The sequence below is a fragment of the Corynebacterium sp. HMSC076D02 genome (assembly GCF_001813815.1).
Lineage (GTDB): Bacteria > Actinomycetota > Actinomycetes > Mycobacteriales > Mycobacteriaceae > Corynebacterium > Corynebacterium simulans.
Genome location: NZ_KV814043.1, coordinates 227,448 through 237,681, shown reverse-complemented (window position 1 = coordinate 237,681; position 10,234 = coordinate 227,448). Strand labels below are relative to the sequence as shown.

At 59.7% G+C, this 10,234-nt stretch carries 10 protein-coding genes and 1 pseudogene; 3 read left to right on the top strand and 8 right to left on the bottom strand.

All coding sequences use genetic code 11. The features are described from left to right. Nucleotides 1–390 (top strand): annotated as a pseudogene (locus tag HMPREF2935_RS13470) (DNA polymerase Y family protein); the annotation flags it as partial. Here the strand turns inward: HMPREF2935_RS13470 and HMPREF2935_RS03350 are convergent. Beyond that, a complete protein-coding gene (locus HMPREF2935_RS03350; protein ID WP_070456032.1) occupies nucleotides 387–1,007 on the bottom strand; it encodes an AMIN-like domain-containing (lipo)protein in 621 nt (206 codons plus the stop codon). The pseudogene HMPREF2935_RS13470 and the gene HMPREF2935_RS03350 overlap by 4 nt on opposite strands. 104 nt (nucleotides 1,008–1,111) lie before the next feature. Between HMPREF2935_RS03350 and HMPREF2935_RS03345 the strand changes: the two genes are divergently transcribed. Continuing rightward, nucleotides 1,112–1,966 carry a sucrase ferredoxin gene (locus HMPREF2935_RS03345; protein ID WP_061920825.1) on the top strand — a complete coding sequence of 285 codons (855 nt, stop codon included), beginning with the start codon at nucleotides 1,112–1,114 and terminating at the stop codon, nucleotides 1,964–1,966. Here HMPREF2935_RS03345 and HMPREF2935_RS03340 read toward each other — a convergent pair. Genes HMPREF2935_RS03340 through HMPREF2935_RS03325 form a run of 4 tightly spaced genes read right to left on the bottom strand, consistent with a single transcriptional unit; the run spans nucleotide 1,953 to nucleotide 5,488 of the window. After that, nucleotides 1,953–2,633, bottom strand: a complete 681-nt coding sequence (locus tag HMPREF2935_RS03340) for a methionine ABC transporter permease (RefSeq protein ID WP_062035800.1) — start codon at nucleotides 2,631–2,633, stop codon at nucleotides 1,953–1,955. The two genes, HMPREF2935_RS03345 and HMPREF2935_RS03340, sit on opposite strands and share 14 nt — an antisense overlap. Continuing rightward, nucleotides 2,630–3,691, bottom strand: coding sequence for a methionine ABC transporter ATP-binding protein (locus HMPREF2935_RS03335; protein WP_062042132.1), 1,062 nt, complete (start codon nucleotides 3,689–3,691; stop codon nucleotides 2,630–2,632). Before HMPREF2935_RS03335 ends, HMPREF2935_RS03340 begins: the two co-directional genes overlap by 4 nt. Before the next feature lie 32 nt (nucleotides 3,692–3,723). After that, nucleotides 3,724–4,626, bottom strand: a complete 903-nt coding sequence (locus tag HMPREF2935_RS03330; protein WP_070731984.1) for a MetQ/NlpA family ABC transporter substrate-binding protein — start codon at nucleotides 4,624–4,626, stop codon at nucleotides 3,724–3,726. A 4-nt stretch (nucleotides 4,627–4,630) separates the two neighbouring features. Next, nucleotides 4,631–5,488: a MetQ/NlpA family ABC transporter substrate-binding protein gene (locus HMPREF2935_RS03325; protein ID WP_070731982.1), complete on the bottom strand. Its 858-nt coding sequence runs from the start codon at nucleotides 5,486–5,488 to the stop codon at nucleotides 4,631–4,633. Nucleotides 5,489–5,622: 134 nt separating this feature from the next. Here HMPREF2935_RS03325 and HMPREF2935_RS03320 point away from each other — a divergent pair, with 134 nt between their 5' ends. Further along, nucleotides 5,623–8,769: an error-prone DNA polymerase gene (locus HMPREF2935_RS03320; RefSeq protein WP_070731979.1), complete on the top strand. Its 3,147-nt coding sequence runs from the start codon at nucleotides 5,623–5,625 to the stop codon at nucleotides 8,767–8,769. A 230-nt stretch (nucleotides 8,770–8,999) separates the two neighbouring features. Here HMPREF2935_RS03320 and HMPREF2935_RS03315 read toward each other — a convergent pair whose 3' ends face one another. From HMPREF2935_RS03315 to HMPREF2935_RS03305, 3 genes are read right to left on the bottom strand one after another with little or no spacing between them, the layout of a single operon-like run. Then, nucleotides 9,000–9,452: a hypothetical protein gene (locus HMPREF2935_RS03315; protein WP_061920668.1), complete on the bottom strand. Its 453-nt coding sequence runs from the start codon at nucleotides 9,450–9,452 to the stop codon at nucleotides 9,000–9,002. Between the two features lie 2 nt (nucleotides 9,453–9,454). Then, a complete protein-coding gene (locus HMPREF2935_RS03310; protein WP_061920670.1) occupies nucleotides 9,455–9,928 on the bottom strand; it encodes a hypothetical protein in 474 nt (157 codons plus the stop codon). Nucleotides 9,929–9,934: 6 nt separating this feature from the next. Then, nucleotides 9,935–10,195, bottom strand: coding sequence for a helix-turn-helix transcriptional regulator (locus tag HMPREF2935_RS03305; RefSeq protein ID WP_061920672.1), 261 nt, complete (start codon nucleotides 10,193–10,195; stop codon nucleotides 9,935–9,937). Nucleotides 10,196–10,234 lie beyond the last annotated feature (39 nt).

Sequence of the window (10,234 nt, the reverse complement as noted above, 5' to 3'; positions counted from 1 at the left end):
GGGGTGGCAGAGCGCATCGAGTACGTCCCCTACGGCGAGCAGCGCGACCCCGCTCCGCAGGGCAGCTGGCCAGGCCGAATTCCCTCGCCGCTGCCGGCAAGTTTGGCGCACCCTGCCTCGCGCATCCGGCTTCTCGACGATTCCTCCCGCGACGTCTACGTCACCGCCGAAGCGCTATTGAGCGCGGCGCCAGTGGCGTTGAGCTGGGGTAACAAGCGCTATCAGGTCATCGGCTGGGCTGGGCCATGGCCGGTGGATACTGCGTGGTGGGGAGAGGAAGCTCAAAGGCTCGCACGCTTGCAAGTGGTAGGCCAAGGCACGCAGAATCAGCGGGCCTGGCTGCTGGTCTGGGCGGCCGGGCGGTGGAGCGTGGAGGCGTCCTATTGCTAGGTGGCAGCGAGGAAATCGATGACCAGGCGGGTGGGTTCTTCCAGGACCTGCACGGAATATGGGTGGCGTTCCTTTAGGCCAACCACGAACTGGGAGCGGCCTTCGAATGTACCGGAGCTTTTGACCTCGGTGATAAAACCGCCTGCGCCGGGGGTGGAGCCGAGATTGGGATCGGCCATGTCTTTTTCGAAGGGATAAACGGTGCCGTCGATGTTGACGTTGAGAGCCGTGGCGCCTTCATAGTCGATGGCGTTGCCGGAACCCTGCTGCAGAGGCTTGTCTGTGTAGTCGATGAACCAGCCGGGGCTGCCTTCCCCAGTGAATTCGAAGACGACGCGTTCGAAGCCATCGTGATTGCCAACGCGAACATCGGTGACAACCAGCTGGGAAGGCACCGCGGGGCGTTCTGTCTTGCGGCTGAGATTGGTGACGCCAAGCGGGGTTACACCGGCTGGAGCAGAGGTCGTGGGGGCGCCTTCGACAGAGGACGTAGTAGATACCGCCTCTGTGAACGCGAGACTGGATTTATCCTCTGTGTCGCTAGCGCAACTTACCAAAGCTACAGATCCGAGAGTAAGGACAGCGAGAGTAGGCACGAGGGAGGACAATTTCGGCATGCAAACAGACTATTGCCTAGCCACCGACTCTGTATAGCCAAGGCAGGATTCTTAACCACATTGTTGTCATCATTTTCATTTTGATGGCAGGTAAGCTGTGGCACATGACTTTTTGCTCCGACGTACAGGTTGAGCCGCTTCCGGGCACTGCCAAGAAAGAAAGCGTATTTGTGCTCTTCGAGTGGCCAAACGGCTGGTCGCGCGATGTCTTAGACGGCGGGACCTTCGGCCCGGAACTCACTGCTGAACTTAAATCCAAGCTCAAAGGCGTGGCAGGGCTGCAGCTTATCCGCAAGCCCGGCAAGGAAGGCCGCAGCATTAACGGCAAGCATCGCTGCTACGTGGTCTGGGCCGAGCGCGGAGTTTATATGGAGCATCTCCTAGACGGCCCGGAAGGCATCTTGGGGTTGGATTTTGCGGTGCCGGAAGACGGTGTTCTTTCCCGCCCGCTTGTGCTGATTTGTACCCACGGGCGTCGGGACGTGTGCTGTGCGGTCAAGGGGCGCCCGCTTGCGGCGGAGCTGGCTGCAAGTTTCCCGGAGGAGGTATGGGAGACCTCGCACACGAAGGGGCATCGTTTCGCTCCGTCGATTCTTTTGATGCCGTGGGGCTATTCCTTTGGCAGGCTTAACGTTGAGGCGGCGCGTGAGATGCTGCTGGCGGCGCGTCGCGGGGAGTATTTCTACCCGGGCAATCGCGGCAGCGGGCTCTATGATCCGCGCGGGCAGGTGGCGGAACTGGCAGTCGCGCGGGAGCTGATCGAGGCGGGGGAGGCCTTGCGCTATGGGCAATTGCACGCGCTTGAAAATACCGTGCACCATGACGACGGCCGCACCTGGCGGGTAGAGCTGGAACAAAAAGAGGTCTCCGGGGTCATCTCCTCGTGTGGAGACTGTCCGAAGACCTCAAAGGCGTGGCACGCAGTGGGTGTGCACGCGGGGGATATTAACGGCGCATGATCTTGGCGGAAAGCCAGTTGCCGAAGAACTGCGCTGCCTGAACCAGCACGATGATAATCAGGGTGGCCACCACGGTGACCTCCCACTCGAAGGCGCGGTAGCCGTAGACGATGGCAAAGTCGCCCAAGCCGCCGCCACCGACGTAGCCGGCCATCGCGGACATATCTACGATGCCGATGAACAGGAAGGTATAGCCCAGAACCAGCGGGCCAAGGGCCTCCGGCACGATGACCGAGGTGATGATCTTCCAAGGGGAAGCGCCCATCGCGCGGGCTGCTTCAATGACGCCGGGGTCGATGGCGACCAGGTTCTGCTCCACGATGCGGGCCACGGCGAAAGTGGCTGCGATGACCATGACGAAGGTCGCAGGTTCGCGGCCGATAGATCCGCCGAGGACCGCCACGGTTAGCGGCTGTGCGAAGGCCAGCAGGATGATGAACGGGATGGGGCGGATGAAGTTCACCAGGATATTGATGATGAAGTAGACAACCTTGTTCTGCAGGATGCCACCTGGACGGGTGGTGTAGAGCAAGACGCCTAAAACGAGGCCGAGAAGGCCTGCGACCACCAGGGTCGTCGAGACCATGATGAGGGTGTCTTGGACGGCCTCGATGAGGGTATCGCCCAAGCGATCCCAGTCAGCGGCAGCTTGGTAGGTCACGTTCATCGGGAAATCTCCTCAATCTCGGTGGTGCGTTGCAGGGTGCGGTAGAACTCCTCGATGGCGGCGGCATTACCGTTCAAGCGCACGGTGAGCTTGCCGAAGGAATGCTTCTGCAGAGTCGTGATACCGCCGTGGACCACTGCGATAGACACGCCCTTTTCCGCCAAGCGTGCCGATGCGGTGAAAAAGCCGGAGTTCTCGGTCAGGTTGATGGTGAAAAGGCGGCCCTCGTGGGCGAGGAGGTCGTCTGCTTCTACCAGGTCTGGGGTGTTGCGCAGGGAAGTGGCAACGAACTTGGAAGCGACCTCCGTGCGCGGGTTGGAAAAGACCTCGTAGACGCTGCCGGCCTCGATGACGCGGCCGGCTTCCATGACGGCGACCTTATCCGCGATGGAACGAACCACGTCCATCTCGTGGGTAATCACGACGATGGTGATGCCAAGGTCGCGGTTGACCTTGCGCAGCAGATCCAGCACCTCGTGCGTGGTGGTGGGATCGAGTGCGGAGGTGGCTTCGTCAGCCAGCAACAGCGAAGGGTTGGTCGCCAGCGCGCGAGCGATGCCCACACGCTGCTTCTGACCGCCGGACAGCTGCTCCGGGTAATTCGAGCCCTTATCGCCAAGGCCCACGAACTGCAGGAGCTCCTCCACGCGCTTCTTGCGTTCTTCCTTCGGCATACCGGCTAGGCGCAGCGGGTATTCGATGTTGCCTGCCGCGGTGCGCGAGGTCATCAAATTAAACTGCTGGAAAATCATGCCGATGTTGCGGCGGATACCGCGCAGCTTGGACTCCGGCATGCCGACGATGTCGGTGCCATCCAGCAGGAGCTGGCCCGAGGTGGGCTTATCCAAGCCGTTGATCATGCGCACCAGCGTGGACTTACCCGCGCCGGAAAAACCAATGATGCCGACGATTTCACCGGGCTCGACGGTTAGCGAGACGTCGTCAAGCGCTTTGGTTTCGGTCTTGTTATTTGTAAAGACCTTGGTGATGTTGCGGAACTCAATGCGGGTGCCGTGCTTGGCACCGGGATTATCTGTCACGTGAGGCGTTTCCTTCATATTGTTGTGACTGGCTAAAACCTTCTAAGACCTTACTCGGCGGAGGAAGTCTCCAAGCGATCCAGGACTTCCTGGAGTTCATCTTGCGGACGATCCACGAAGATGGTGGTGCCGCCCGTGGTCTCCTGCACTGCCTTTTTGACCTCTGGTGAAAGGTACAGCTGCGCTAAGCGCTTGACCTTATCGTTGTCCTTATCTTTTTCTTGTACTGCCCAGACGTTGATGTATGGGTCGAACATGACGGTGGGATCGGCGCTGGGAGCTTCGGGGTCGTCGTAAAGCACTGCCTCAGCAGGGTTGATGCCCGCGCGCTTGAAGAAGGAATTGGTGATGATGGCAGGGGCGCCTTCGCCGTATGCCGACGGAGTCTGGGAAGCATCGACCGGGGTTACCTTGACCTTTGACTTGGCCTCGTCGATGTCGGCCGGATCCGGGGTTAGCTTGCCTTTTTCCTTCAAAGTCACCAGATCGTTGGCGGCCAGCAGGTTGATGGCGCGGCCCTGGTTGGTGGCGTCATTCGGGATGGCGACTTCCTGGCCCTCGATGCCCTTTATATCCTTGTGGCCCTTCCAAAACAGCGGCATCGGGTAGACCTGCGTGGAGGCCACCGGAACGAGGTTGGTGCCGTTGCCCGCGTTGTATTCCGCCAGGAACTTCAGGTGCTGAAACTTGTTGGTGTCCGTGCTGCCTTCCGCCAGGGACTGGTTCGGGGTGGCATAGTCGGTGAAGCTTTTCATCTCGATCTCGATGCCTTCCTTGGCGGCGAGATCTTTCAATACGTCCCACTCCGGAAGCTCGGCATCGGTGGTGCCGATGATGATTGGATCCTCTGCGGTGCCGGCAGCAAACTCGGAGGACTTGGAAGAACAACCCGCAAGGCCCGTGGCTGCAACAATGCTTGCCGCAGCCAGCGCAGCAATCTTTTTCAGCTGCACGGCGCTAGCTCTGCTCTGCCACGCGGTCGAGGATCTTCTTCAGCTCCTCCGGAGACTTTTGAACCGGAACGGAAGTGCCCTTGGAATCCTCTGCGACGGCGTCCTGGACGGTCTGGGAGTGCCAAATTTCGGCGACCTTCTTAATCTCCTCGTTGTTGGCGTCTTCTGCGCGAACGACGAAGGCGTTGATATAAGGCTCTGCCTCCTTGGAGTTCGGGTCATCCTGGAATACGGCGGTGGTGGGGTCGATGCCGGCGCGGTCGAGGAAGGAGTTGTTGATGATGGCTGGCTTGCCTTCGCCGTAGGCGGTGGGGGTCTGCGCGGCGTCGACAGGCACGACCTTGACCTTGGACTTTGCCTCGTCAATATCCGGCAGACCTGGGGTGATGAGGCCTTCCTTCTTCAACGTAACCAGCTTGGCCTGTACGAGGACGTTGATGGCGCGTCCCTGGTTGGTGGTGTCATTCGGGATGGCTACTTCCTGGCACTCGATGCCGTCGAGGGAGTCGTGGCCCTGCCAGAACAATGCCAGCGGCACGATTTCGGTGGCGACGATCGGAACGAGGTCGGTGCCGTTGCCCTTGTTGAACTCCGCCAAGAACTTCAGGTGTTGGAAGTTATTGGTATCCAGTTCGCCTTGGTCAAGCGCCTGGTTCGGGGTGTTGTAGTCCGAGAAGTTCTGCACCTCGATGTCAAGGCCTTGTGCCTCGGCTTCGTCCTCGAAGGCGGACCATGCCTTCTTAGCGGCGTCGGTAGTGCCGACGACGATCTTGCCGTCGGAATCGCCAGAGGAGCAAGCAGCCAGGCTGGTGGCTGCGATGACGGCTGCGGAGGAAGCAGCGAGAACGCGGCGAATACGCATGATATGAGGTGTCCCTTCGAGTGAAATAACGTTTGTTGCAAGAAACCTAGCAATGATTGAACCGCTTTGTCTATATCGCTTTGGGTGAGACTGAAAAATTGACTAGAACATAGTTTCGATCCTATCTTTTTCCTATGAGGTTTAATGGTGGGGTGGCGCTGCCTTGGTCGCGGGTGGAGCGGATTCTTTCCGGTCGTCCTGCCGCAACGCCCGTTTCGGTGGAGCACTTGGGGGAGCGGGGCGAGGGTCTCGAGCGCGGGGTCTCGGCCGTGCCTTTCGCGGAGCTGCATGCGGTTTCTTCCTATAGCTTTTTGGACGGCGCCTCGGAGCCGGAAGAGCTGGTGGCGCGCGCGATGCAGCTGGGGCTAGAGGGGCTTGCGCTGGTGGATAAGGACGGTTTTTATGGCCTGATGAAATTTGCCGAAGCCGCCGCTAAGGCGGGGCTGCCGGCGGTGTTTGGGGCGGAGCTTTCGCTTGTCGACGGCCCTCTTGTCGTCCTCGCCCGCACCCCCGAGGGGTACCGCCGGCTATCGCGATTGATTGCCCAAGCGCGCATGGATGCAGGTGTGAAGGGCGAGGTGGCTTACCCGCCGTTGGAAGTAATTGCGGAGCGTTTGCAAGATTATTGTCTGTTTCTTCTGGACTGGCAATGGTTGGACAAAATCGATCATGTGCTCGAAAGAATAAAAATAGACAGCATAGTACTTGAATATTCCTGCACGATGTCTCCTGAGGACGCAGATCGCCACGCTGAACTGGATAAATGCAATAATCTGCGCGCCATCGCCACTGCCTTACCCGCTGCCGCCACACGGCAGGAAGCGCGCCTAGCCGCGGCAAAGCGTGCGCTTAGCCAAAGAAAATCTCTGGACCAGGCAGAACCCGATGCGCCCCCGATGGGTGCCGGCTGGCTGCGCTCAGGCGAGCAGATGGCGCAGCTTTTTCCGGAGCGGCCGGAGCTCATCGCCGAGACCGTCAAAGTATTAAAGGAGTGCAGTTTCACCTGGGATGCGCTCGCGCCGAACCTGCCTGACTTCGAGGTGCCTGAAGGCCATACCGAGATGTCTTGGCTGACGCACCTGACCTGGCAGCGAGCAGAAGAGCGCTATGCCTCGCGCCCGGCTGCGATTCGCTCGCGGGCGTGGAAGCAGATCGAGTACGAGCTAGGCGTTATCGAGCAGCTGACCTTTCCAGGGTATTTCCTCATCGTGTGTGACCTCGTGGATTTTTGCCGTCGCTCCAACATCCTCTGCCAGGGGCGCGGCTCGGCGGCGAACTCCGCGGTGTGTTTTGCCTTAGGAATCACTAACGCCGAGCCGATTTCCGCGGGGCTTCTTTTTGAGCGCTTCCTTTCGCCAGACCGCGATGGCCCACCGGACATCGATATCGACATCGAATCCGGCCGCCGCGAGGAGGTCATTCAATACGTCTATGACAAGCATGGCCGCGAGCGCGCAGCGCAGGTGGCCAACGTTATTACGTATCGCCGCAAGGGCGCTGTTCGCGATGCAGCGCGTGCCTTGGGCTATCCCCAAGGCAGCGCCGATTCCTGGTCGAAGGGGCTTTCGGAGCCGCCGGAGGGCGTCGTTAAGCTGGCGGAGCAATTCCTCGGCCAACCGCGCCACCTGGGCATTCACTCGGGCGGCATGGTGTTGTGCGACCGTCCTATTGCAGACGTGGTGCCGATGGAATGGGCGCGGATGGAAAAGCGTTCGGTGCTGCAGTGGGATAAGGATGACTGCGCGGCGGCCGGATTGGTGAAGTTCGATCTGCTGGGCCTTGGCATGCTGGAGGCGCTGCACCACATGCAGGACTTGGTGGAGGAGACCACCGGGTACAAGGTGAATCTGTGGGAGCTCGACCTAGCGGAAAAAGAGGTCTATGACATGCTCTGCCGCGCCGATGCGGTGGGGGTATTCCAGGTGGAATCGCGCGCGCAGCTGTCCACGCTGCCGCGCTTGCGCCCGCAGAAGTTCTTCGACTTGGTGGTGGAGGTTGCGCTCATTCGTCCCGGCCCGATTCAGGGCGGTTCGGTGCATCCTTATCTGCGCCGCCGCGACGGTAAGGAGGCTGTGACCTATGACCACCCGGTGCTGGAGAAGTCTCTGGGCAAGACGCTGGGCATTCCGCTGTTTCAGGAGCAGCTGATGCAGATTGCCGTCGACGCCGCAGGCTTTTCCGGAGCGGAGGCCGATGACCTGCGGCGTGCGATGGGCTCGAAGCGCTCGCCTGCACGGATGGCCGCGCTCAAGCAGCGTTTTTATGATGGGCTCGCGCAGACGAATGGCATCGAGGGCGAGGTTGCGGACAAACTGTGGAACAAGATCGTGGCCTTTGCAGCCTATGGCTTCCCAGAGTCGCACTCGCAGTCTTTTGCCTCGTTGGTCTACTTCTCGGCGTGGATGAAGTATCACTATCCGGCGCAGTTTTGCGTGGGTCTGCTGCGGGCGCAGCCGATGGGCTTTTATTCGCCGCAATCGCTCATTCAGGATGCGCGGCGGCACGGCGTGGAAGTTCTTCCGCTGGACGTGAACGCTTCGGGGTGCCAGGCGCGTGCGGTGGTCCAAGACGGCGGCGAGGTGGCGATCCGGCTGGGCCTTAACCTCATCAAGGGGTTGGGGGAGAAGGCCGCGCAGCGTATCGAGGATGCATGCGCGCAGACGCCGTTTCAAGACATCGCGGATCTGTCTAGGCGGGCGGAGCTTAGCGTGGAACATGTGGAGGCTTTGGCCAGTGCCGGTGCGCTGGAGACCTTTGGGCTAAGCCGGCGTCAGGCGCTGTGGCAGGCGGGGGTGGCGGCCACGGAAAAGGCGGGCATGCTTGCAGGGCTTTCGGCTATTTCTGCGCCGAGCCTGCCTGGCATGAGCGCTTTCGAGCTGATGGCTTCCGACGTCGCCAGTACTGGCGTTACCCACGACAAACAGCCGATGGAGCTCGTGCGCGCCGCGCTTAACGACGCCCATGTCTGCACCGCCGCACAGCTGCGGCAGGTTCCAGACGGTACACGGGTGCGGATTGCGGGCATCGTGACGCATAGGCAGCGTCCGCAGACTGCCGCCGGCGTCATCTTTTTGGGCTTGGAGGATGAGACCGGCTTGATGAACGTGATGGTCTCACCGGGGCTGTGGCAGCTCAACAAGACCGTGGCCAGGACGTCTAAAGCGCTGGTTATTCGTGGCATCGTGCAAAATGCCACGGGCGCGGTCAATGTGGTGGCAGACAAGCTGGAGCCGCTTGCCATGGGTGAGTGGCTCTCCCGCGGCTCGCGTGATTTCCGTTAGGCCGGTGCGAGAAATCCCCCCGTATTCAGGTAAAGCCGCATAACATTCACCCCGCGCTGGCAGCGGGCCTGCTTTTCTTCCTGCTCTACCTGGCCTTTTCTAAGTAGCGAGTCTATCCCTTATGACTACGAATCCGGCGAGTACATCTCCAAGCAGGAAGCACGCGACCTAGGCCACGCGGACATCCAGGAAGTTGTCGACGGCTGGGAGCAGGATACTTAAAAAGGGGTCTAGGAAGCTACGAGTTCGGCACGATCATCGGTGTCCATGCCAAGGGCGATCGTGCCGAGCAGAGTCAGCGATGCCCCGAACATCAATACGCCGGCAAGCATGCCTAGGCAGCGCACGATTTCCGGCCATGGAACGTCTTGTCCAACTAGGTCGAGCAACGGCAGACAGAGCATCAGCACCATTAAACTGCCGAGGGCAAAATACGCGTACTTGAAGACGTTGCTGCGCGCGCGATCGATGCGGCTGCGCTGATATTCGTCTGCGAAGGCTGGGTCCATATTGTCTTTTCCGATTAGAACTTGAAGGCGCCCCAGGCAGATAACGAGCCAGGCAAGGCCGCCGACCCACAAGAACATCGCAATGACGTTGGAGAAGGGATTGACTGCTATAGCGGCGAGTGCAATGAACAGTCCGACGAAGCTGGAATAGAAGTACTTGGTGCGGATAGGCATGATTAATCCCCAGAAATTAGTTCGTCGCGGTTGAATTTGCCTGCCAGAGACTTGGCCACGGTGAATGGAACCCACAGCATTTGCAGCATGATCAGCTTGAAGAACAAGCTGGCCACGAAGATTCCGTCCATGGAATCAAGAAAGCGGGTTCCAAGAGCAATAGCGCCGCAGGCCACGAACATGAACATGGAAGAAAACAAGGCGAGCTTAAGTCCATCTTCGCGGGCCTCTATATGAAGTTGCAGCATGTACTCGTCGAGTTCGATAGTGGGTAGGTCGGCGGAGTCGATAGTCTTGCGTAGCTTGGACACGCCGAAGCCGGTTACACAGCTACCCAAGCAGGCCAGCATGAAGGACGTGAAATCGTCCCAGAACTGCAGCGGGATGGATAAGACGATGATTGCAAGCCCGACGTCGGCGAGGCGTATGAGGCGGTTGCGATTTGTGACGCGAGCTTTAGCAGCTGTGGTTGCCATGAGCGGTTAGTCCTTTCGATAGATCTCGGTGGATAGCGGCTGGAATTCGGTGCGGGAGAAGACGGCTTCGACAGGGAGGCCGAATACTTCGCAGATGCTGAATGCGAGGTCGAGGCTGGGAGAGTGATCGCCACGCTCAAGGGCGCCGATGCTTTGGGGGTTGACCCCGACGGCGTCGGCAAGCTGGGCGCGCGACATGTCCCTCTCGACTCGGAGCAACCGAACCCTATTGAAAATTGGGGAAGACGGCTTTTTCTTTGGGGACATAAACCAAAGTGTTGCATAAACCCAACACTTTGTCAAGAA

Bases quoted from the DNA above. Each gene is read 5' to 3' on its own strand.
- HMPREF2935_RS03320 (WP_070731979.1), top strand. From the start codon at position 5,623: ATGAGGTTTAATGGTGGGGTGGCGCTGCCTTGGTCGCGGGTGGAGCGG.
- HMPREF2935_RS03325 (WP_070731982.1), bottom strand. From the start codon at position 5,488: ATGCGTATTCGCCGCGTTCTCGCTGCTTCCTCCGCAGCCGTCATCGCA.
- HMPREF2935_RS03315 (WP_061920668.1), bottom strand. From the start codon at position 9,452: ATGCCTATCCGCACCAAGTACTTCTATTCCAGCTTCGTCGGACTGTTC.
- HMPREF2935_RS03345 (WP_061920825.1), top strand. From the start codon at position 1,112: ATGACTTTTTGCTCCGACGTACAGGTTGAGCCGCTTCCGGGCACTGCC.
- HMPREF2935_RS03335 (WP_062042132.1), bottom strand. From the start codon at position 3,691: ATGAAGGAAACGCCTCACGTGACAGATAATCCCGGTGCCAAGCACGGC.
- HMPREF2935_RS03305 (WP_061920672.1), bottom strand. From the start codon at position 10,195: ATGTCCCCAAAGAAAAAGCCGTCTTCCCCAATTTTCAATAGGGTTCGG.
- HMPREF2935_RS03340 (WP_062035800.1), bottom strand. From the start codon at position 2,633: ATGAACGTGACCTACCAAGCTGCCGCTGACTGGGATCGCTTGGGCGAT.
- HMPREF2935_RS03310 (WP_061920670.1), bottom strand. From the start codon at position 9,928: ATGGCAACCACAGCTGCTAAAGCTCGCGTCACAAATCGCAACCGCCTC.
- HMPREF2935_RS03350 (WP_070456032.1), bottom strand. From the start codon at position 1,007: ATGCCGAAATTGTCCTCCCTCGTGCCTACTCTCGCTGTCCTTACTCTC.